The organism is Ensifer sp. ENS11, from assembly GCF_014851895.1.
Classification (GTDB): Bacteria; Pseudomonadota; Alphaproteobacteria; order Rhizobiales; family Rhizobiaceae; genus Ensifer; species Ensifer canadensis.
In genome coordinates this window covers 1-21,290 of record NZ_JACVAN010000023.1, presented here as the reverse complement: position 1 = coordinate 21,290, position 21,290 = coordinate 1, and the positions used below count along the sequence as shown (strand labels likewise).

At 61.2% G+C, this 21,290-nt stretch carries 18 protein-coding genes and 1 pseudogene; 6 read left to right on the top strand and 13 right to left on the bottom strand.

The genetic code is table 11. The annotated features are described in order from the left end of the window. Positions 1-4: 4 nt before the first annotated feature. From IB264_RS28845 to tolQ, 12 genes are all read right to left on the bottom strand, one after another. Positions 5-1,183, bottom strand: a complete 1,179-nt coding sequence (locus tag IB264_RS28845; RefSeq protein WP_057206599.1) for a phosphoserine transaminase — start codon at positions 1,181-1,183, stop codon at positions 5-7. A 164-nt stretch (positions 1,184-1,347) separates the two neighbouring features. Continuing rightward, positions 1,348-2,181, bottom strand: coding sequence for an outer membrane protein (locus IB264_RS28840; RefSeq protein ID WP_057206644.1), 834 nt, complete (start codon positions 2,179-2,181; stop codon positions 1,348-1,350). Positions 2,182-2,371: 190 nt separating this feature from the next. Further along, positions 2,372-3,190, bottom strand: coding sequence for an outer membrane protein (locus IB264_RS28835; RefSeq protein ID WP_057206601.1), 819 nt, complete (start codon positions 3,188-3,190; stop codon positions 2,372-2,374). A 230-nt stretch (positions 3,191-3,420) separates the two neighbouring features. Continuing rightward, a complete protein-coding gene (glmM, locus tag IB264_RS28830; protein WP_025424723.1) occupies positions 3,421-4,773 on the bottom strand; it encodes a phosphoglucosamine mutase in 1,353 nt (450 codons plus the stop codon). 417 nt (positions 4,774-5,190) lie between these two features. Next, on the bottom strand, positions 5,191-7,134 hold the full coding sequence (ftsH, locus tag IB264_RS28825) for an ATP-dependent zinc metalloprotease FtsH (RefSeq protein WP_025424724.1): 1,944 nt from the start codon (positions 7,132-7,134) through the stop codon (positions 5,191-5,193). Positions 7,135-7,234: 100 nt separating this feature from the next. Next, the gene (gene tilS / locus IB264_RS28820; RefSeq protein WP_057217918.1) at positions 7,235-8,575 is read right to left on the bottom strand and encodes a tRNA lysidine(34) synthetase TilS; all 1,341 of its coding nucleotides are present in this window, start codon (positions 8,573-8,575) and stop codon (positions 7,235-7,237) included. Further along, entirely contained in the window at positions 8,565-9,596 is a 1,032-nt protein-coding gene (ybgF, locus tag IB264_RS28815; RefSeq protein WP_025424726.1) for a tol-pal system protein YbgF, read from the bottom strand. Before ybgF ends, tilS begins: the two co-directional genes overlap by 11 nt. Before the next feature lie 197 nt (positions 9,597-9,793). Next, the gene (pal, locus tag IB264_RS28810) at positions 9,794-10,324 is read right to left on the bottom strand and encodes a peptidoglycan-associated lipoprotein Pal (RefSeq protein ID WP_025424727.1); all 531 of its coding nucleotides are present in this window, start codon (positions 10,322-10,324) and stop codon (positions 9,794-9,796) included. A 182-nt stretch (positions 10,325-10,506) separates the two neighbouring features. Next, positions 10,507-11,817, bottom strand: a complete 1,311-nt coding sequence (gene tolB, locus IB264_RS28805; RefSeq protein ID WP_025424728.1) for a Tol-Pal system beta propeller repeat protein TolB — start codon at positions 11,815-11,817, stop codon at positions 10,507-10,509. 78 nt (positions 11,818-11,895) lie between these two features. Then, positions 11,896-12,975, bottom strand: a complete 1,080-nt coding sequence (tolA, locus tag IB264_RS28800) for a cell envelope integrity protein TolA (protein ID WP_025424729.1) — start codon at positions 12,973-12,975, stop codon at positions 11,896-11,898. A 9-nt stretch (positions 12,976-12,984) separates the two neighbouring features. Next, entirely contained in the window at positions 12,985-13,437 is a 453-nt protein-coding gene (tolR, locus tag IB264_RS28795; RefSeq protein WP_025424730.1) for a protein TolR, read from the bottom strand. Between the two features lie 27 nt (positions 13,438-13,464). After that, positions 13,465-14,187 (bottom strand): protein TolQ, encoded by a 723-nt coding sequence (gene tolQ / locus IB264_RS28790; RefSeq protein WP_025424731.1) that lies wholly within the window; start codon positions 14,185-14,187, stop codon positions 13,465-13,467. A 308-nt stretch (positions 14,188-14,495) separates the two neighbouring features. On the opposite strand from tolQ, the gene IB264_RS28785 reads away from it, so the two are divergent. Then, positions 14,496-14,786 carry a hypothetical protein gene (locus IB264_RS28785; RefSeq protein ID WP_025424732.1) on the top strand — a complete coding sequence of 97 codons (291 nt, stop codon included), beginning with the start codon at positions 14,496-14,498 and terminating at the stop codon, positions 14,784-14,786. Between the two features lie 99 nt (positions 14,787-14,885). Then, positions 14,886-15,991: pseudogene (ligD, locus tag IB264_RS28780) on the top strand (non-homologous end-joining DNA ligase); the annotation flags it as partial. Between the two features lie 161 nt (positions 15,992-16,152). Here ligD and ybgC read toward each other — a convergent pair. Continuing rightward, a complete protein-coding gene (gene ybgC / locus IB264_RS28775; RefSeq protein WP_025424733.1) occupies positions 16,153-16,608 on the bottom strand; it encodes a tol-pal system-associated acyl-CoA thioesterase in 456 nt (151 codons plus the stop codon). 127 nt (positions 16,609-16,735) lie between these two features. On the opposite strand from ybgC, the gene IB264_RS28770 reads away from it, so the two are divergent. The 4 genes from IB264_RS28770 (at position 16,736) to IB264_RS28755 (ending at position 21,108) form a co-directional block, all read left to right on the top strand. Then, on the top strand, positions 16,736-17,956 hold the full coding sequence (locus IB264_RS28770; protein ID WP_057206608.1) for an NAD-dependent epimerase/dehydratase family protein: 1,221 nt from the start codon (positions 16,736-16,738) through the stop codon (positions 17,954-17,956). Further along, positions 17,953-18,816, top strand: a complete 864-nt coding sequence (locus IB264_RS28765; protein ID WP_057217920.1) for a glycosyltransferase — start codon at positions 17,953-17,955, stop codon at positions 18,814-18,816. Before IB264_RS28770 ends, IB264_RS28765 begins: the two co-directional genes overlap by 4 nt. After that, positions 18,813-19,703, top strand: a complete 891-nt coding sequence (locus tag IB264_RS28760) for an NAD(P)-dependent oxidoreductase (RefSeq protein ID WP_057206611.1) — start codon at positions 18,813-18,815, stop codon at positions 19,701-19,703. Before IB264_RS28765 ends, IB264_RS28760 begins: the two co-directional genes overlap by 4 nt. 190 nt (positions 19,704-19,893) lie before the next feature. Next, the gene (locus tag IB264_RS28755) at positions 19,894-21,108 is read left to right on the top strand and encodes a hypothetical protein (RefSeq protein ID WP_057206614.1); all 1,215 of its coding nucleotides are present in this window, start codon (positions 19,894-19,896) and stop codon (positions 21,106-21,108) included. Positions 21,109-21,290 lie beyond the last annotated feature (182 nt).

The window sequence follows — 21,290 nt, the reverse complement described above, 5'->3', positions numbered from 1 at the left end:
TGGGTTAGGCCGCTGCCAGCGACAGCGTCGCCTTCTGGGTCTCAAAAGCCCAGGTCAGCCACGGCATCAGAGCTGCCATGTCGGATGCCTCAATCGTGGCACCGGCCCAAATTCTGAGACCGGACGGTGCATCGCGATAATGGCCGATGTCGAACGCGACACCTTCTTTTTCGAGCAGGGCGACAACGCCCTTGGCAAAGGCTGCCTGTCCATCCGCATCCAGTGCGGCGACGTCCGTGTCGACGATCTTCAGGCAGACCGACGTATTGGAGCGGGTTTCGTCCTTGACCGCCAGATTGGCGATCCAGCCGTTGGCTGCAACGAAGTCGAAGATCACCTTGGCATTGGCGTCGGCACGCGCCATCAGGCCCTTGAGCCCACCGACCTTCTCAGCCCAGACGAGCGCATCGATGTAGTCTTCGACGCAGAGCATCGAAGGCGTGTTGATGGTCTCGCCGGTGAAGATGCCTTCGATCAGCTTGCCGCCGGAGGTCATGCGGAAGATCTTCGGCAGCGGCCAGGCCGGCACATAGGTCAGCAGGCGTTCGACGGCACGCGGCGAAAGAATGATGACGCCGTGTGCGCCCTCGCCGCCCAGAACCTTCTGCCAGGAGAAGGTGACGACATCGAGCTTGGCGAAATCGAGGTTCTGCGCAAAGGCGGCAGACGTCGCGTCGCAAATGGTCAGGCCCTTGCGGTCGGCCGGAATGAAGTCGGCATTCGGAACGCGCACACCCGAGGTCGTGCCGTTCCAGGTGAAGACGACGTCACGATCGAAATCGACCTTGGAGAGATCGGGAAGTTCGCCGTAACCGGCTTCGAACTTGCGTACATCGGCGAGCTTCAGCTGCTTGACCACATCGGTCACCCAGCCGGCGCCAAAGCTTTCCCAGGCGACCATGTCGACGCCACGCTGGCCGAGCATCGACCAGAGCGCCATTTCGACGGCGCCGGTATCGGAAGCGGGCACGATGCCGATGCGGTAATCGGCCGGCACGTCAAGAATGTCACGGGTAAGATCGATGGCCTGCTTGAGCTTCGTCTTGCCGACCTTGGCGCGGTGCGAACGACCGAGCGGAGCGTCGGAGAGAGCATCGAGCGACCAACCGGGGCGCTTCGAGCAAGGGCCAGAAGAAAAATGGGTGTTGTTCGGACGGATGTCCGGCTTGGCAGGCTTCGTCATGTGCTATCCTTCCAGATAGATAGCCCTTCGTTGGGGAAGGGTGTCCCGCCGTCGGAAATATTGCGGGTCCGGAAGGAAGTCAAGCGACTTGTGTCGCAATCGAGAATATTTATGGCGTCGCAGGCAATATCAGCAAAGATGAGGCTGCGCCTGCCGACCGAATGTTACCAGAACGAGAAGCGCAGGCCGGCTCTGATCTCGTGACGGGAAAGTCCATCGTCGAAACCCTTTGCCCCGCTCGCACCCGCCAGTGCCTCGGCACCGAAGCCGAACATCTCGCCGTCGCCGATATGCGAGTAACGGTAGCCGACATCGAGCTTCAGACGATCGCTGAGGTCGTAGGAGACGCCGGTCATCAGCGCATAGGTGAAGCGCCAGCTGTCGCGACCGTCAAATGAGGTTGTGGCCGGAGCGCCGGCACAGGCGCCGCCGCCGGCAACGCAGCTCTCACTGGCAAAGGCGGTATTCCAACGCAGATTGGTCGCGCCGATACCGGCGCCGAGATAGGGCGTGAAGCCGGCGAGCGTTCCGAAATCGACATAGGCGTTCGCCATCAGGCCCAGCGCGGAAAAATCCGCCGTCGCGGCAAAGGCGCAGGACGTGCCGGCACCCTGCCCCGCGCAGGGGCTTGCGGTCAGCGACGAGCCGTCGAAACGACCCTCGAAATAATCGACCGTGAGGTCAGCGCGGAAAGTGTCGGTGATCTGGTAGCCGAGGCCGATGGTGCCCGAAAGCGGTTTATCGAAGCGTGCACCGTCGAACGGAATATTGCTGTAACCGGTCCCCTGATCGAAGGTGCGGTAGCTAGGATCGCCTTCGTCGCGCCAGCCGGCGTAACCGATGTCGCCGCGCAGGTAGAGGCCGCTGCTGCCGGTTGCTTCCTGGGCAATCGTGATTTCGGGGGCGTCGATCAGGGTCTCGTCTGCGGCAACTGCCGGACCGGAAAGCAACAGGCCGACACCGAACGCGGCTCCGCAGATCCCGTTTCGCCATTCCATGCCCATGCCCTTTCGCTGCCATTGCCGTCGCCGAATAGGATCCACCCACCAGCTGCTTCGTTCAGCGTTAACTATTGCAGACGGAGGTTAACTCGCGGTTAACCATGCCCGTTGGGATTTGGGCAAAGCTTTGGGCGAAACGACAAAGGCCGCCCCGGGGGCGGCCTTCATGATTTCAGCGTCATATGTCTTACTTGTAGACGATCGGCTCCGGCTCGTAGGGAACTTCGCAGACATTGCCGAAGGAGTAGCGCAGACCAGCGCGTGCCTCGTGGATGTAGAAACCCTCGTCGAAGCCCGGGCCGCCGCCGTTGTTGTAGCCGAACATGTCGCCATCATCGACCTGGCGGAAGCGGTAGCCAACGTCTGCCTTGAGATTGCAGGTCAGGTCGATCGCAGTACCGGCCATGAGCGCGTAGGTGAAGCGCCAATCGCTCTCGCCACCGTGATCCGTCGTCGGGTCGCAATCTGCCGGATTGCTGACACTGCAGCTGGTGTTGCGCAGTCCGTCCCATTTCACGTGCGTGGCACCGATACCGGCACCGACATAGGGGGTGAAGGCGCCGTAGGTGCCGATGTCGACATAGGCGTTGGCCATCAAGCTCCAGGCGGAAACCGAGCTTGTGTCACTTGACACGCAGGGACCCGCGACGATCCCGCAGCCGCCCAAGGTCGAGCCGTTGAAGTCGCCACCGCCCCAGTAGTCGAGCGTGACGTCGGTGCGCAGATAGTTGTTGAACTGGTAACCGACACCGCCGCCAATGACCCAGGAGTCATCGATATCGGCCGAGGCGAACTCAGCGATAGAGCCGCCCGGGCCTCCCTGGTAGTAATTCGCGCCGCGCAGGTCGTTCCAGGCGTAGCCGACGTCGCCGCGCAGATACCAGCCGCTGGTCTGGATCACTGGCTCGACGATAGGCGCTTCGACAGGCGGTTGGTAAATGTCGGCAGCAAAAGCTGCCGTGCCGCTGAGCAAGACTGCAACAACGCCACTCAAAATTCTCTTCATGGCCCACTCCAATACATTCGGTTGCTTGGTGCACCATGAAAGTGGTGTCCAAATCCTGACGTTGGTTATGGATAATGAGGGGGAAAGGTTAAACTCCGATTAACTACAAACGTTTACCGTGTGCATTAAGGAACGTTAATACTCCGGGCTGCGGCAACTTGTTCTTTGGCGAGCAAAGAAAAGGCCGGTGATTGTCACCGGCCCTGGAGGAAACTTCTGAAGGTACGCTTTTAAGCAGCGTTACGCGCGCTGCCGATGACATTGATCAGCCCGTCGACGATCCGCTCGACCTGGCCGCGGTCATCGCCCTCGGCCATGACCCGGATCAAAGGCTCTGTACCCGACGGACGGATCAGCAGGCGGCCGGACTTGGCAAGCTCGGCTTCCGCATCGGCAATCGCCTGGCGCACGGCTGCATCCTCGAGCGGCTTGCCGGCGGACACGCGCACATTCTTCAAGACCTGTGGCACCGGCTCGAAACGGTGGCAGACCTCGCTCACCGGCTTGCCCAGGCGCTTGACGACCGCAAGGATCTGCAGGGCGGCCACGAGACCGTCACCGGTCGTGCCGAAGTCCGACAGCACGATGTGGCCGGACTGCTCGCCACCGACATTCAGGCCGTCCTGGCGCATCTGCTCGACAACGTAGCGGTCGCCGACCTTGGTGCGGCGCAGCTCGATACCACGGCCCTTGAGGTAACGCTCCAGCCCCAGGTTGGACATGACGGTTGCGGCGATCGCGCCGCCACGCAGCGTGCCATCCTCGGCCCAGCTGTCGGCGATAACAGCCATCAGTTGGTCGCCATCGATCACAGTGCCGTTCTCATCGACGATCAGAACCCGGTCGGCGTCGCCATCAAGCGCGATACCGATGTCGGCGCGCACCTCATGCACCTTCCTGGAAAGGGCCGCCGGATGGGTCGAGCCGCAATCGAGGTTGATATTGACACCATTCGGCTCGGTCCCGATCGACACCACCTCGGCGCCGAGTTCCCAAAGCGCCTGGGGTGCAACCTTGTAGGCGGCGCCGTTGGCGCAATCGATGGCGATCCGCAGGCCCTGAAGGGTGACGTCGCGCGGCAGGGTGCGCTTGGCGTGTTCGAGATAACGATAAATGTCGCCGTCGACGCGCTTGGCGCGGCCGATGTCTTCCGCCTTGGCGAGCTGGCCGGACAGATCCTGATCGAGCAGCGCTTCGATCTTGGCTTCGATATCGTCGGAGAGCTTATAGCCATCAGGGCCGAACAGCTTGATGCCGTTGTCCTGGAACGGATTGTGCGACGCGGAAATCATCACACCGATATCAGCGCGCAGCGAGCGCGTCAGCATGGCAACGCCGGGGGTCGGGATCGGTCCGAGCAGGAACACGTCGAGACCCGCAGCCGTAAAACCGGCAACCATGGCGTTTTCAAGCATATAGCCGGAGAGGCGCGTGTCCTTGCCGATCACCACCCGGTGGCGATGGGCGCCATTGCGGAAGATCGTACCGACTGCAATGCCGACCCGCATGGCGAGATCCGGCGTCATTGGAAAGATATTGGACTGACCGCGGATACCGTCCGTGCCGAAATACTTGCGCTTCATAAGAACTCCATCGTTCTGCTGGGTCAATGCAGGCTTTGCCTGCTTCACCTGTCTGCGTGCTCCGCGACTGGGTTTCATTGACCAGACCTCATATCATTCCGGCTGTTGCCGTGGCCCCCGCGACATTGATGCCGAAGCAAAGGCCGAGAGTATTTCGTTTCTTCTTTGACACAAAACCAATGCAAACGGCAGCGACGATAGCATCAGAAATCATTACAACGCGTTACCAAGTGCAATCCTGCACGTACAGCGCCGCGCGTCTTATTGGACGCGCAAAGGTCGCTGTAGCACTTTGAATTACTGCATGTTTTTATCCTTAAATCGAATGCGATTTAAGGAAAACGTGCAGTAGCAACAAAAAGCCGCCGCACCCTCCGGCGCGGCGGCTTCTGAGTTAAGCGTCTGAAACCAAAACCGCTATTGCGGCTGCGGCTCGAACCCACCTTCGGATTCTTCGCCCTTGTTACCCGACGAACCCTCTTTCTTCACGCCAGCGGAAGGCACGGCGGAGCCGCGATGCGGCGGGGTGTCGTCGCCGAGGTCGCGCGCCGGCTTTTCGCCGCGGATCAGCGCCTTGATCTCTTCGCCGGTCAGGGTTTCGTACTCGAGCAGCCCTTCCGCCAAAGCCACGAACTCGTGGTTCTTGTCGGTGAGGATCTTGCGGGCGGTCTCGTAGGCCTCATCGATCAGACGACGGATTTCGTTGTCGATCTTCTGAGCGGTCGCTTCCGAAACGTTCTTCTGCTGCGCAACGGAGTGACCAAGGAAGACTTCCTGCTGGTTCTCGCCGTAGGAAACCTGGCCGAGCTGGTCGGAGAAGCCCCACTGCGTCACCATCGCTCGAGCAAGCTTGGTTGCCTGCTCGATGTCGGATGAAGCGCCGGAGGTGATGTTCTCCTTGCCAAAAGTCAGTTCTTCGGCGACGCGTCCGCCCATCATGATGGCGAGCCGCGAGACCATCCACTTGTAGCTCATGGAATAGCGGTCGCCTTCCGGCAGCTGCATCACCATGCCAAGCGCTCGTCCACGCGGAATGATAGTCGCCTTGTGCAGCGGATCGGCCGAGGGAACGTTGAGCGCCAGGATTGCGTGTCCGGCTTCGTGGTAGGCGGTCAGCTTCTTTTCGGCTTCGGTCATGGCGGAGGAGCGGCGCTCCGCACCCATCATGATCTTGTCCTTGGCGTCTTCGAACTCGAGCATGGTGACGACGCGCTTGTTGCGGCGCGCGGCCATCAGGGCAGCTTCGTTGACGAGGTTCATCAGGTCGGCACCGGAAAAGCCGGGCGTGCCGCGGGCCAGAACCTTGAGGTCGACATTCGGCGCCAGCGGCACGTTGCGAACGTGCACCTTGAGGATGCGTTCGCGGCCGTTGATATCCGGGTTCGGCACCACGACCTGGCGGTCGAAACGGCCCGGGCGCAGAAGGGCCGGATCGAGAACGTCGGGACGGTTGGTCGCCGCGATCAGGATGATGCCTTCATTGGCCTCAAAGCCGTCCATCTCGACCAGCAACTGGTTCAGCGTCTGCTCGCGTTCGTCGTTGCCGCCGCCGAGACCGGCGCCGCGATGGCGACCGACGGCGTCGATTTCGTCGATGAAGATGATGCAGGGCGCATTCTTCTTGGCCTGTTCGAACATGTCGCGCACACGGCTTGCGCCGACGCCGACGAACATTTCGACGAAGTCCGAACCGGAGATGGTGAAGAAGGGAACGTTGGCTTCACCTGCGACCGAGCGGGCAAGCAGCGTCTTACCGGTACCGGGAGGGCCGACGAGCAGCACGCCGCGCGGAATACGTCCGCCGAGCCGCTGGAACTTCTGCGGGTCGCGCAGGAATTCGACGATTTCTTCCAGATCCTGCTTGGCTTCATCGACACCGGCAACGTCGTCAAAGGTGACGCGGCCATGCGCTTCCGTCAGAAGCTTGGCCTTGGATTTGCCAAAGCCCATGGCGCCTCGCGAACCGCCCTGCATCTGACGCATGAAGAACAGCCAGACGCCGAGGATCAAAAGCATTGGCAGCAGCGTGCCGATATAGCTCAGGAACCCGGAGGAGCCATCGGTTTCCGGACGAACGGTTACCGTCACGTCCTTGGCTTCCAGACGCTCGGTGAGCGCGGTGTCAACCGAAGGTGCATAAGTCTGGAACGTCGCGCCGCTTTCAGAATAGCTGCCGATGACCTTGGAGCCGGTGATCACGACTTCCTTGACGCGGCTCGCATCGACGTCCTTGAGGAACTGCGAGAACGGAATCTCGCGCGAGCCGGTGCGCTCGGTCGGTTGCTGAAACATGCTAAACAGCGCGATCAGCAAAAGCGCTATGATTGCCCAAAGGGCAAAATTACGAAAATTAGGGTTCATCGAACTCCCCGGAACCTGTCACGACCCGCACATTTCGCCGGGCCGCTTTCTTGCCCCTAACATAGGGTTCTGGCGACGCCTTGCCAAGGCAAACCGCCAACTACCGTTCCATTTCTGTCAACAGATCGTGAACCGGCGACCGAACATAGGGCTGACGCCCGAACAATCCGGCAATCATCTCCGCCATGATCAGGTCGAAACCCGGCAAAAAGGTGTCGTAGGGGCCTATGCGCGGCTCAACGTCGGTCTTCGCGACGCAATTGTCGTCTGTGGATACAACACAAGGCGCGGAAACCGACGCCCGCTTGGCAACGCCCGGTGGCAGTCCTGCGGCAATAAGTCTCTGTTGTTGCAGGCCGCCATCGTTGGTGGCGCCGATCTGCACCATGCCATTTCCGACATTTCGAACCGTAAAGCGGCCATCCCAGATGCCGGCCTCGCCAGGCCTCAGCGCCAGAAGCGGCAGATCGCGCGTTTCGCGATAAAGGTAAAGGTCGGTCGCACGCCTGTCGAACACGACGCGTCCCGCCGTCAGCCGTCCGGGTTCGTCCCGCTCGAGAAACGCCATCAGTCGCGTCACCGTTTCCGCGGCCAGTGGATGCGTCCTGCCACCGACGACAGCAGCCATTGCCAGAAGCGCGCGGCGGCAGTCGGCGTCGACGCATCTGGCGACAGCAGCGCCGGCAAAGCTCACCACGAGGTTTTCGTGAACGCGCGCATGAAGCTTCAGCCAGGCGGCGGCCCTTGCCGAGGAGCGCGCCCGCGACGCAGCATCCCATGCGGCAGCCACTTCGTCGCCCGTTTCGGCGAGGCGCTCGCGGGTGCGCACACGCTCAAAGCGCATATTCATGTTGCTCGGATCGTCGAACCAGCCAACGCCCTCCGCGCTCAGAAAAGCGCGTATGTCGGCGCGGCGAAGGCCGAGAAACGGGCGCAACACCCAGAAGCGCTTGTCGTAGAGCGTTGCGTCGGCCATTCCGGCGCCACCGGGCCCCTGCCCGCGCTCGGACCGCATCAGGATCGTCTCGCGCTGGTCATCGAGGGTGTGCCCGGTGACGATGCAGGTGGCCCCGAGTTCATCGGCAGCGCTCGCCAGCAGTTGATAGCGCTTGTTACGTGCCGCGGCCTGAATTCCCGCCGTCGGCTTGTGGCCGTCCCAGCGTTTGACCATATGTGCAATGCCGAGGCTGGCGCAGAAGGCGGCGATCGCCTCCGCTTCATCGGCGGAGCCGGGCCTCAGGGCATGGTCGACCGTGCAGGCGGCAAGGGAAAGGTCGGCTTTGCCGGTTGCCTCGATCGCCCGGTGCAGGGCAAGAAGCAGTCCCTTGGAATCGCTACCGCCTGAGACAGCTACGAGCAGTCGGGCGGGCCGATGGAAGAATGAAAGAAATCGTTTCGCCGTTTCGAGAACGGCCAGGTGCCCCGGCGTCTCAGCAGCCAAAGCGGCTTTGCTCGCTCGTCACCTTTGCGCGCACGGCCGGCGAGGCCTTCGGATAGCGCTTGTTCACCTCACGCAACGTGGCGCAGGCAGTTTCCTTGTTGTCGAGCGCGCCAAGCGACATGCCGAGTTTCAGCAGCATTTCCGGAGCCTTCGGCGATTTGGCGTGCGCCTGGTGTGCATTCAGGAACGTCTTGGCAGCTTCGCTGTACTTGCCCTGCGAATACTGCGCCTCGCCCATCCAGAAACTGGCATCGGCCGCCTTTTCGCCCTGCGGGAAGACGTCGAGATAGTCGCGGAACTCCTGCTCGGCGGTGCTGTAGTCGCCGGAAAGCACGTGCCCATAGGCCGACTGGTAGAGGTCGCCGGGGTTGTCGAGCGCTGCCGTCTGCCGCTGGCTATCCGGATTGGCGTTGAGCCCGCCATCGGTGCCCGGAAGTGCTACGCCGGGATCGACACCGGGAGGCGTGGCGTTGGCGCCAGGCTGTGCGTCTGTCGTCGTCGAAATCGGATTGCCGCTCTCGTCGAAGACGATCTGGCCGAGTGTCGTCGGCGGTGCCGCACCGGTCGTGCCCTGATTGGCACCCGATGCGGCCATGCCGGTGCCGGGATCGACAGGCGCCATCGTCTGGCTATCCGTCACCTGAGGGGTGACGGACGCCTGATCGCTGGACTTCGGCGTCTGCAATGCGCCGCTCTTCTTCGGGGAGGCCTTGCCGCTTTCCAGATCCTGGAAGCGGAACTCGTTGTCCTCCTGGAACTTCCGGATCTGCTCCTGCATCTGCAGGAGTTGGAAGCTCATTTCCTCGATACGCCCGTTGAGCGAGCGGATCTGTTCTTCAAGTTGGCCGACCCGTGTGGTTTCGGACGCCTGTACCTTCACGACGGGAAGACTGTGCGCCCCTGCCGTGTCGGCGTGTGTCGTTCGGGCCATGAGCCCGGAAAGCGGCATGGCGTTTACTGTCTGGCCCAGGCCCGAAAGGGCCGCGAGACCAAGCAGTCCAGCCACGACAAATTTCTTCATTTCATTTGTCCTGTTCGAATACCGGTTTTCCCACCCTGGAATCGGGCCCCGCAATACATCTCGCCGATTCATCTGGATGATTGCCGCACAGTTTTCCAATTACCCTGAAAAAGCAACGGAGTTCGGCCAAAGTGTGGTAAAAAAGCAAAGGGCGGCACAAGGCCGCCCTTATAATTTAGCGATGCGTGATCGGAAGATCACATGCCGGCGCCACCGAGAACGGTCACGGCGCGGCGGTTCTGCGACCAGCACGAGATGTCGTCGCAAACGGCAACCGGCTTTTCCTTGCCGTAGGAGATCGTCTTCAGGCGGTTGGCCGGAACGCCGCGCGAAATCAGATAGTCCTTGGTGGAAGCAGCGCGGCGAGCGCCGAGTGCCAGGTTGTATTCGCGGGTGCCGCGTTCGTCGGCATGGCCTTCGACGGTGACGGCGTAGTTCGGGTACTTGGCCAGCCACTGAGCCTGACGGTCGAGCGTCTGCTGGGCGTCGGCGCGGATCGAGGTCGAGTCCGTGTCGAAGAAGATACGGTCGCCGACATTGACGGTGAAGTCCTGCTGCGAACCCGGCGTTGCAGCGCCGGCGCCGAGACCAAGCTCGTTGGCATTGTTCGGCATGTTCTTCTTCGAGGCGCAGCCAGCGATGGCAAGGGTCATGACAAGTGCGATCATGACCGGGTTGCGAGCGATGGTCTGCATGCGGCCTGCGGCCGGGGTGTCAATTCGGCTCATGCGCCGGTCTCCTTGAGAAGTGTCTGAATTCACGGTTGCCAGACTGTAACCGGAAGCGGTTAATCGCTATTCAACAGTTATGGTTAACAAATCGATAATTTAAGCTCGGCGCCTGCTAGACCAGCACTTTGCGGCGAGAAAGCGGCATCGTCGCCACAATCCCCGCCGCAAAGGCGAGCCTGCTATTCAAGCCGCGGCGACCAGGCCGGGTCCGAGGCAAAGCCCTGTGTCGGGACGGCCTGCTCGTTGTAACCGGTCAGATCGATCGAGTAGAGCTGCGGTCCGCCGGCACCGGCGTTCTGGCGGAAGAACATCAAAACGCGGCCGTTCGGCGCCCAGGTCGGGCCTTCATTGTGGAAGCCTGTGGTCAGGATGCGCTCACCCGAACCGTCCGGCTTCATCACGCCGATCGAGAACTTGCCGCCCGACTGCTTGGTGAAGGCGATGAGGTCGCCACGCGGAGACCAGACCGGCGTCGAATAGGAACCGTCGCCGAAGGAGATACGACGCTGACCGGAGCCATCGGCACCCATGACGTAGATCTGCTGACGTCCGCCGCGGTCGCTTTCAAAGGCGATCTGGCCACCATCCGGCGAATAGGACGGTGCCGTATCGATCGCCGGCGTGCTGGTGAGCCGTGTCGTCGTGCGCGAGCGCAGGTCCATCGTGTAGATGTTGGCGTTGCCGTCCTGCTGCAGGCTCATGATGACGCGCTGGCCATCGGGCGAGAAGCGCGGCGAGAAGGTCATGCCCGGAAAGTTGCCGACAACCTCCCGCTGTCCGGTCTCCAGCTGCAGCAGGTAGACCCGCGGCTGCTGGTTTTCGAACGACATGTAGGTGACTTCCTGACGGTTCGGCGAGAAGCGCGGCGTCAGAACGATGTCGTTGGAGTTGGTGAGCGGTCGTGGATTTGCGCCATCCTGGTCCATGATCGCAAGCTGGCGCTTGCGGGCGGTCTTCGGGCCGCTTTCGGCAACGTAGACGACACGCGTATCGAAGTAGCCCTTTTCGCCGGTGATGCGCTCATAGATCGCATCGGCGATGATATGGGCAACACGACGCCAGTTTTCAGGCTGGGTGAAGAACTGCTGCCCGGTCATCTGCGTGCCGGCAAACGTGTCCCAAAGCCGGAACTCGGCCTTCAGGCGACCGTCCGCCTCCTGCGTCACGCGACCGGTGACGAGCGCCTGGGCGTTGATGACCTTCCAGTCCTCGAACCGCGGCGCGGCGTCGGGGTTGCTGATCTTTTCGATGAAGGCACCGCGGTCGATCGGCTTAAACAGGCCCGACCGCTTGAGGTCGGCTGCGACCACGTCCGAAATCTTCTTGCCGAGTTCACCCTGCAGGAAGTCGGTGATCGCGATCGGCAACGGTTCGACATTGCCCTTGTTGATGTTGATTTCAACGACCGCATTCGCCGGCGTCGCCGCCACGAAGGCGGCCAGCAGACCCGCTGCCACCATCAGGGCGCGGAAAAAAGAGCTCTTGATCATAGAGACAAGCCTTTCAGCTTAGTACGAAGGGTTTGCAGGGTTGGTTTGCTATCCGGCATGATTCCAATCCCGGCAGCTCTAGAGTGCGAAATCCGAGGGGTCGAAGTTCAGCACGAGGGTATTCCATCCTTTTTCGCCGTCATATTTTTCAGGCGGCAGGTTCTGTAGCGGTGCCGAGCGGCGGAGCGCGCGCAGCGTGCTGCTCTCGACGGCGCGGCGCGTTCCTTCCGGCCCCCCCGTGGCGGTCACCTCCGGCTCACCGACGATGTTGCCCGAGGGATCCAGTTGCACCCGGATCGAGACGCGCACTTCCTCGACGCCTGTGAGACCGGCCATCAGCGACCATTTGTCCTGGATCTGACCCTTCACACCGTCGATCTCGTTGGCGCTCAAGCCCACGCCGATGGTCTTCTTGCCACCGAGAGCCGCCTCCTGCGTCGAGCGCTTGGCGCCACCGGCAGAGGGATCTTGCCGGTTGAGAAGGGCGGCAATTTCGTCAGCGTTAAACTTGCTCTCCTCAGTGGAGGCCGCCTTCTTCTGTTCCTTCGGCGTCTGCTCGTTCTTGCGGTCAGGTGTCTTTGCCGACTGTGCCGGTTTTTCGACCTTGGGCTTGGCAGCCGGCGTCGGCACCTTTTCGGGCAACGCTTCGGCTTCCGGATTTTCGGCCGGCTTTTCTTCGGCCGGCGCCGGTTCCGGCTTGGTTTCGGGCTTTACTTCCTGCTTGGCTTCCGGCAGTGCCGCGACTTCGGTCGCCGGTTCGGAAGCAGGCTTCGTCTCCTCGACCTTCTTGATTTCCTGCTCGACCGGATCGGGCGTCGGTTCGGGCTTCTCGTTCTTTTCCGGCGAGGCCGTGGCCTCGCTCTTCGACGGCTTGGCGTTCGGCGTCGGCGGCGTTTTCAGGTCCGTGTCGTTGTCGCCGATGTTCTCGGCCGGCTGGCTCGTTTCCGGACGTTTGGTCGGAACCGGCGACGATGTTTCCTTCTTCGGTGCCTTCTTGTCGCCCTGCTGGACCTGGGTCATTTCCGAATAGGGTACGATATCGACAGGCAAGGCTTCGACGTCGGCGACCTGGAAGTCAGCCGGGCTGCCGAGCGAAACCAGCGCCCAGGTCAGAACCAGAGCGTGAAGCAGACCAGATGTGGCGAGACTGCCCTTCATGGCCAAGGATCACTTTTCCTGTTCTTGCAGCGTCACGAGGCCGAGGTTCTTGAACCCTGCAGCCGAGATGCGCGCCATGACCTTCATCACCGTGCCATAGTCGGCATTGGTGTCACCGCGCACGTAGATGCGTTCGTTGTAGCCGGTGGTGGCAATCGCCTCGAGCTTGGGCACGACCTCTTCGATCGCGATCGGCGTTTCCTGCAGGAAGATCTCACCGGCGGGGTTGACCGAAACGGTGATCGGCTGCGTATCGGAATTAAGCGCCTTGGCCTGCGTTTCCGGCAGGTCGATCGGCACGCCGACCGTCATCATCGGTGCGGCGACCATGAAGATGATCAGCAGCACCAGCATCACGTCCACAAAGGGCGTGACGTTGATTTCGCTCATGATCGCTTTCTTGCCGCCGCGGCGGCGGCGACCGCCGCCCGACCCCTTGGCTCCGCCAACCGACATACCCATCAGCGTGGTCTCCGTGCTCTCTGGCGATTACTGCGCGGCCTGGCGCGGGTTCTGCAGTTTCTCGTCGATCTGCCGCGACAGGATCGCGGAAAACTCGTCGGCGAAGGCTTCCATACGCGCCGACAGCTTGCCGGCGTCAGCGGAAAACTTGTTGTAGGCGATAACCGCGGGAATAGCGGCGAGCAGGCCGATGGCCGTTGCCAGCAGCGCTTCGGCGATACCGGGGGCCACAACTGCAAGGTTGGTCGACTTCGAACCGGCGATCGCCTGGAACGAGGTCATGATACCGACGACGGTACCGAAGAGGCCGATGAAGGGTGCCGCCGAACCGATGGTCGCGAGCGAACCGAGGCGCGCTTCCAGCGATTCCGATTCACGCGCAAGCGTCACGTCCATGGCCCGGTCTATACGCATCTGCAGACCGATTGGCGAACGCGCGCCACGCTCGAAGCTTTTCTTCCATTCGCGCATCGCCGAGACGAAGATCGCACCCATGCCCGCCGTCTGACGGTCGGAGAGCGTGCGGTACAGCTCTTCGAGCGATTGGCCCGACCAGAACACCTGCTCGAAGCCGTCGAGCTGGCGACGGACACGGCCGTAGTTCAGCGTCTTGTCGACGACGATCGCCCATGTCCACACCGAAGCTGCAATCAGCCCCAGCATGACCAACTTCACGACAAAGCCCGCTTGCATGAACAGCGACCAGAGGGTCACATCGTGCGTCGCAGCGGCCAATCCAACCTGTTCCATCGTTTTCAGTCCCCGAATCCAAACACCCGGCAAGAGCGGCTCATGCTCGTGACCGGGTAGCCCAAACGTCCTGTTGCAAGAATGCCCCGGCGCCGCCGCTGGTCGCACCATCGCGACCTTTATTAGCTTATGGTTGCCTTCTTGCCGTCAATTTTGGTCAAAGGATGACGTGCACTGCACAAATCCTGATGGGCTGATTAAGACACCATTATGGTTAAGGGAGTGTTACCGCGCTGTGTCTTTCCGGCCGCACCTTGAGGCCAAGCGCCCATCACGGAACTTCCCTCGTCGGCGGGCGTTTTCTCGCCATGACCACGCAAACGACACGACATCGCGACCGGCGGTCCACCCCGCAGCACTTCGATCAGCGCGATCGCTTGATCCTGGCACTCTACGCGCAGTTGAAGGCCGAGCGGGAAACCCGCGCCGCGCTGGAAGAGGCACTCGCCAACGGCGTCCTATCCAGCGAGGTGCTTCAGGCAATCATCTCCGATCCGATCCCTGCCATCACCAGCGAAGATATCGCGGGCATCGAGCAGGCCCTCGCCCAAGACGCAGTCCGCGCGTCAGGCACCAAACCGCTGAACGGAGAACGCTGACCTGCGCAAGAACCCGCTCATCAAGCGACGGCACGAGCTGCAAGCATTGCTCGACGGCATGGGCCCCGCCGGCACACGCCGGATCTGGTGGCCTAGTTCGACTTAGCCGAGTTCTCTGACGATGGACACATTCGCCACGGCGCTTCGAAGGGCTGCGCCGCGACAAGGAGGCCAAGGCCGTGACACAGGAAAGACCGAAGATGACGAAGGAGCCCGAACCCGATGCGAAACGTGCGCCGAACCAAGCAGTGCGTGCGCAGGGCAACGCGAAGCGTGCCTCGCGCGAAACGCCGAGCGCGGCGAATTCGGTTACGGACGACACCGTTCTCGGCGTTCGCATCACCCATCCGGAGCGCGAGCTGTTCGAGGGAGAGCGCATCACCAAGCTCGATCTCGCCCGCTACTACGCCGTCGTGGCGGACAAGATGCTGCCCTTTGCCAGCGGTCACCTGCTGTCGCTGATGCGGTGCCCGCAGGGCGGACGCGGCCAATGCTTTTACCAGAAGCATGCCAGCGAGGGTTTTCCGGCCGAGATCCGCGATACACCGGTGAAGGAATCCTCCGGCGACACCGAGAACTACATGTATGTGCGTGATGCCAAGGGTCTTGTTGCGGCGGTCCAGATGGGAACGCTGGAATTTCACATCTGGGGATCGCCGGTCGACAAGATCGAGACGCCGGACCGATTGGTGTTCGACCTCGACCCCGACCCAAGCGTCGATTTTTCAACCGTCAAGGACGCCGCACTCCGCCTTCGAGACGCGCTCGACGACATCGGCCTCCAATCGGTTCCCATGGTTACCGGCGGCAAGGGCGTGCATGTCATCGTTCCGCTGGCGCCACGCGCACCATGGGAGGACGCGAAACGCTTCGCCAAGTCGTTCGCGCAGGGCTTTGCCGACCGCGATCCGGATAATTTCATTGCCACCATGTCGAAGGCAAAGCGCCAGGGCAGGATCTTCATCGACTGGCTGAGGAACGAACGCGGCGCGACAGCGATCGCTCCCTATTCCACCCGAGCCCGCGCAGGTGGACCGGTGGCAACGCCCGTCAGCTGGAGCGAGCTTTCCAACCTCGACGCAGCCAACGGTTTCCATATCGCCGATATCCTCCAGCGCATCGAAAATGGAATGGAACCCTGGTCTGAGCTTGGCGATACAAGGCAGTCCCTGACCAAGAAGATACTGGATACGCTGGCCGAATAAGCGGGGCGGCTAGGCCGCCACCTGCCGCAGGCCCTCGATCCATACGTACGTCCGCATGATCGTCAGCTGCACAAGCGGTACGGGTTGCAACTAACCTCCTGGCAACGAAAAAAGCGCCCTTCAGAAAGGACGCTTCGATGCATGCAACAGCACGTGCCGGCTTAACCCACGCTTTGCCTTGCCTGTGTGAATTTCGTCGCCAGCGCTTCGGGCAGGCGGCGGGGACGGCCCTGGCCGTTGATCACCGCGATAATCACCTTGGCGGCGATCAGCAATTGCCCATCACGGCGGATCTCCTGCAGCAGCACCATCTTGGCACCGCCCGCTTTCTCCGTCACCGTGCCGATCGTCAGGATGTCGTCCATGCGCGCCGGCGCCTTGAAGTCGATCTCCATGCGATGCACGACAAAGACGAGACCCTCGCTGTCCCCCTCGATCGCCAGCGTCGCCTGCTCGACGCCGAGCAGCCGCAGGAAATCCGTGCGGGCGCGCTCCATGAAATGCAAGTAGCGGGCGTGATAAACGACGCCGGAAAAATCGGTGTCTTCGTAATAAACGCGCTGGACCAGTCGATGGCCGCCTTCGGTCAGTTCGCCTGCAATCGAGATCAGGGACATGCTTCTCTCCGACAAGAATTTCCCAAATCCTGTGCAGGAACAAAAAGGCATTTGCAAGCATTGCAGCTTTGTCACAAACCTATCCTACACGTGACACAGCTTTCCTTCCTGATCAGGAGAACCGTGCATGAAGATTGCGATCCTCGGCGGTGATGGTTTCATCGGCTGGCCAACGGCCCTTCACCTGTCCGACGCCGGTCATGACATCCATATTCTCGACAATCTCTCACGCCGCTGGATTGATACCGAGCTCGGCGTGCAGTCTCTGACCCCGATGGATTCGATCCAGGAGCGTACCCGCATCTGGCATGCCGAAACCGGCCGTCGCATTCATTTCAACCTGATCGATCTTGCCCGCGACTACGAGCTTTTGAAGAACTGGCTTACGGAACACCGCCCCGACGCGATCGTGCATTTCGCCGAACAGCGCGCAGCGCCCTATTCGATGAAGAGCGACCGGCACAAGAACTACACCGTCAACAACAACGTCAATGCCACGCATAATCTGCTGAACGCCCTCGTCGAACTCGAACTCGATGCACATCTGGTGCATCTCGGCACCATGGGCGTCTATGGCTATTCCACCGTCGGCGCGGCGATCCCCGAGGGCTATTTGCCTGTTGGCATCGAGACGATGGCGGGCAAAACCGTGACCCAGGACATCCTCTATCCCTCGAATCCCGGCTCGATCTACCACATGACCAAGTGCCTGGATCAGCTGCTTTTCCAGTTCTACGCCAAGAACGATGGCCTCAGGATCACCGACCTGCACCAGGGCATCGTCTGGGGCACCCACACGGAGCAGACCCGCAGGCACGCTCAGTTGATCAACCGTTTCGACTATGACGGCGACTATGGCACCGTGCTGAACCGTTTCCTCATCCAGGCGGCGATCGGCTATCCGCTGACCGTGCATGGTACCGGCGGCCAGACACGCGCCTTCATCCATATCCAGGATTCCGTGCGCTGCATCGAACTGGCGCTGAAGAACCCGCCGGCCCGTGGCAGCCGCGTCGAAATTTTTAACCAGATGACGGAAACCCACCGGGTGCGGGACCTCGCCGAAATGATCGCCACGATCTCCGGTTCGCAGATTGCCTGGCTGCCCAACCCGCGCAAGGAAGCGGCGGAAAATGAACTCGTTGTGCACAACGAAAAGTTCCTGGGGCTCGGCCTCGATCCGATCCGTCTCAGAGATGGTCTGCTTTCCGAAATCGTCGATGTCGCCAGGAAATTTGCCTATCGCGTCGATCGCTCGCGCGTTCCGGCCGTCTCCGCCTGGACCAAGGATATCGCGATGCGCATCAACCACGACCCTGAGGGCAAGCGGCTGAAATCCGTTTCATGACATCACTTGACGATCACCCGGAGGGGCTCCGCCCCTCCTCCCCTGCCTCGTCCGATCATGCATTCGTGACGCTCGTGACCAATGCCGACTATGCGCTCGGCGCCCGCGCGCTCGTCCGCTCGATCCGCCTGACGAACACCCTGGCCGATATCGTCGTTCTCCACACCGGCGGTGTTGCCGCCGACGTCCTTGCGCCAATCTCAACCTTCGGCTGCCGCCTCATCGAAACGGAGCTGCTGCCGCTCTCGGAAGCCTTCAACGAGCGCCACGGCAAGCGCAACGTCCACGACAAAGCGCCCTTCACCAAGGGGCGCAAGCCGGCTTTTCATTCGCCGCTCGACAATTTCTGCAAGCTGCGGCTCTGGCAGCTGACAGAATATCGCCGCTGCGTGTTCATCGACGCCGATGCGATCGTTCTCAGAAACATCGACCGGCTGTTTGGCTATCCGGAGTTTTCCGCCGCGCCGAATGTCTATGAAGGTCTTGCCGATTTTCACCGTTTGAATTCCGGCGTCTTCGTTGCCGAGCCATCCATCGCGACGTTCCGCGCCATGGTCGAAAGGCTCGACGCGCCCGAAGCCTTCTGGCCCCGCACCGACCAGACCTTCCTGCAGAGCTTTTTTCCCGAATGGCATGGCCTGCCGGTGACCATGAACATGCTGCAATATGTCTGGTTCAATTTGCCAGAACTCTGGGACTGGTCGTCGATCGGCGTGTTGCACTACCAGTACGAAAAGCCGTGGGAGAAGGACCATCCCCGCACCAAGCAGCTTCGTCCGTTGATCGACCTCTGGTCCGCCTACCTAACCGGCGAGAATATTCCAGACATAGCAACCCTTGCGAATCCGGCTCAGTCATGACGCGCGTGCTCGTCTCCGGTGGCACCGGTTTCGTCGGCCGCTTCATCGTCGAACATCTGATGGCCGCCGGGTATGACGTTGTTGCCGGCGGCCGCACTCCGCCCGCTCCCGCCTTCTTCTCGAAGCCTGTCGCTTTCGTTCCGCTCGCTCTCGACCCGGATATCGATCAGAGCGTCGCCTTCCGTGACGTCGACCACTTCGTCCATGCCGCCTTCCAGCATGTCGCCGGGCGTTATCGGGGCGGCGAAGGCGATGACCCGGAAGGGTTCCGCCGCAGCAATCTGGACGGCTCCGTCCGCCTGTTTCGAACCGCCCGCGACCACGGCGTGAAGCGTTGCGTCTTCCTGTCGAGCCGCGCCGTCTATGGCGACGAACTGCCGGGCGTAGAACTGTTTGAAGATACGCCCTGCCATCCCGAAAGCCTCTATGGCAGCCTCAAGCTGGAAGCCGAAAATGCACTGGCCGCACTAGGCACGAACGCATTCAAGGCGGTGAGCCTGCGTGTGACCGGCGTCTACGGACGGTCCGGCACAGGTGCCGCTCACAAATGGCAGCCGCTTTTCGATGACTATCTCGCGGGCCGAGAGATTGCGCCACGCGCCGGCACGGAAGTTCATGGCGATGATGTGGCCGCCGCCGTTCGCCTCACCCTCGAAGCACCGCTCGACCGCCTGACGAGCCGCGTGTTCAATATCTCCGATGTCCTCGTCGACAACCGTGCCATTCTGGCAATCGTTCAGCAGATCACCGGATCCAAGCACGCCCTTCCGCGCCCGGCCACCCTGACTGCCTTCAACGCCATGAATAGCGAGAAGATCCGGGCACTTGGCTGGCAGCCGGGTGGGCTGGAGCGATTGCGGGCAACGGTCAGAACGCTGCTTGCCTGACGCCGCAAGCGCATAGGACCAGAGTCCTGCTTGTCTAATTTTAGGACTCGTTTAAAGAGCTTTAATGCACAAATAATTACCTTAGGTTGTCTTCGAATATCTGCGTTAAGGTGGCTGCGCGGGCCGGTTCCGGTCTCGCTCCACAGCTCAACCTCCCGTCGATCGACGGCGCTTCGAAGGAAACAAAACGATGCCTATCGAGACGTTGAATCCTGAAGTCTGGAAGCTTGTCGGCACTTTGAACGGTGAATGGAGAACGAACGGCGGTAAGGATTTTGGATGGGGTACGGTCAAAACCTCATCGCAAACCCTGACCGCGAACGCCTTGCTATCGGTCTACAAGCTGATACACGGCGATCAGAATCTGACGCGCGACTATTATCTCGTTGCCGGCGATGTCTACCACGGCATTCAGGGCTCGCCGTCCAAGCCGTCGTCCAATTGGGTCTCGGTCGGCTTTTATGCCAACCACATGAATCTGCGCATTGAAACGACCTCGGCACAGGCACGTCTCTTGACGTTCGGGCCGAACAGCACGGTCGAGCAGGCAACCATCAGCTTCTCGATCGGCGGCGAACTGAGCGCCGAGTATAGTTCGGAAGGCCCGAAGGCGGGCGCTTCGCTCAGCGCCAATGTCGGCGTCAGCTTCACCGCTTCCGAGGTCTCGTTCGCGGCCCGCCCGGAATCGCGATCAATCGAGTGGCACACCAGCTTGCCGCATGTCGGCTGGGTGTCGTCGGGAATGCCGGCAAATCCCGGCCGCCCATCCTATGCCGGCTATATCTGGAACCCAGCCGTGATCATCGAGGTGCCGCAGGGCGCAGTGCCCAATCTCAAAGGTCGCTTCGAAGTGGATTTCGAATACAATTGGACACGCGGCATCCGCAAGCGGTCGTTCACCCCCGGCATCGACCTCGTTTATCAGTCCCTCATCAAGACCGGCGCCGACGACGCGCAACAGGAACAACAGCTTCCGACGATACTGGAGACGCTACGCTCTCTCGCGGCGACAACCGGCCGGGACGGCAAGACCGATACCTTCCTGATGGCGCTTGAACGCTCACGCGTCATCGATGCCTTCGGGGACAGCAATCTCGACCAGATCGTCATCGCACCGACCAATATCGCTATTCAGGACTATTTCGACAAACACCCACAAACCGCGCTGGAGGCTGTCTCACCCGCGAACCAAAGCTGGCTTGACGCCTGGATTGCAGAGCGGGTCATCAGCACCCCGCCCAACTCGATCGAGGTTGCCAAGCTCAGCACATCAATCAAAGGGATCGCGGGGATGGCAGGAGATTGGTTCGAGTGCGCGGATGGTTTGCTTCTGGTAACCGACACCTATGAAGTCGTACCCGGCTTGCGTAGCGCTCTACAAAATCTCTTCGGCAAGGCCGCCTGACGCGGTTTGCTCAACACCCATAAACAGAAAGGCCCGGCGTCGCGCTCGACGCCGGGTGACCTGAGACCCATCTTCCCTCCATTTTTCAGGAGAGTCGTTGGTTTCAATGCTCTGAGCCCAAACCTTGGATCGCCGGGGATTAGAGTTTCCGGGCTTTCATCACGATGACGGGCTGGTGGCGC

Excerpts from the sequence above, each read along its gene's own strand:
- IB264_RS28845 (WP_057206599.1), bottom strand. The coding sequence starts at position 1,183 with ATGACGAAGCCTGCCAAGCCGGACATCCGTCCGAACAACACCCATTTT.
- IB264_RS28840 (WP_057206644.1), bottom strand. The coding sequence starts at position 2,181 with ATGGAATGGCGAAACGGGATCTGCGGAGCCGCGTTCGGTGTCGGCCTG.
- IB264_RS28835 (WP_057206601.1), bottom strand. The coding sequence starts at position 3,190 with ATGAAGAGAATTTTGAGTGGCGTTGTTGCAGTCTTGCTCAGCGGCACG.
- glmM (WP_025424723.1), bottom strand. The coding sequence starts at position 4,773 with ATGAAGCGCAAGTATTTCGGCACGGACGGTATCCGCGGTCAGTCCAAT.
- ftsH (WP_025424724.1), bottom strand. The coding sequence starts at position 7,134 with ATGAACCCTAATTTTCGTAATTTTGCCCTTTGGGCAATCATAGCGCTT.
- ybgF (WP_025424726.1), bottom strand. The coding sequence starts at position 9,596 with ATGAAGAAATTTGTCGTGGCTGGACTGCTTGGTCTCGCGGCCCTTTCG.
- pal (WP_025424727.1), bottom strand. The coding sequence starts at position 10,324 with ATGAGCCGAATTGACACCCCGGCCGCAGGCCGCATGCAGACCATCGCT.
- tolB (WP_025424728.1), bottom strand. The coding sequence starts at position 11,817 with ATGATCAAGAGCTCTTTTTTCCGCGCCCTGATGGTGGCAGCGGGTCTG.
- tolA (WP_025424729.1), bottom strand. The coding sequence starts at position 12,975 with ATGAAGGGCAGTCTCGCCACATCTGGTCTGCTTCACGCTCTGGTTCTG.
- tolR (WP_025424730.1), bottom strand. The coding sequence starts at position 13,437 with ATGGGTATGTCGGTTGGCGGAGCCAAGGGGTCGGGCGGCGGTCGCCGC.
- tolQ (WP_025424731.1), bottom strand. The coding sequence starts at position 14,187 with ATGGAACAGGTTGGATTGGCCGCTGCGACGCACGATGTGACCCTCTGG.
- IB264_RS28785 (WP_025424732.1), top strand. The coding sequence starts at position 14,496 with ATGACCACGCAAACGACACGACATCGCGACCGGCGGTCCACCCCGCAG.
- ybgC (WP_025424733.1), bottom strand. The coding sequence starts at position 16,608 with ATGTCCCTGATCTCGATTGCAGGCGAACTGACCGAAGGCGGCCATCGA.
- IB264_RS28770 (WP_057206608.1), top strand. The coding sequence starts at position 16,736 with ATGAAGATTGCGATCCTCGGCGGTGATGGTTTCATCGGCTGGCCAACG.
- IB264_RS28765 (WP_057217920.1), top strand. The coding sequence starts at position 17,953 with ATGACATCACTTGACGATCACCCGGAGGGGCTCCGCCCCTCCTCCCCT.
- IB264_RS28760 (WP_057206611.1), top strand. The coding sequence starts at position 18,813 with ATGACGCGCGTGCTCGTCTCCGGTGGCACCGGTTTCGTCGGCCGCTTC.
- IB264_RS28755 (WP_057206614.1), top strand. The coding sequence starts at position 19,894 with ATGCCTATCGAGACGTTGAATCCTGAAGTCTGGAAGCTTGTCGGCACT.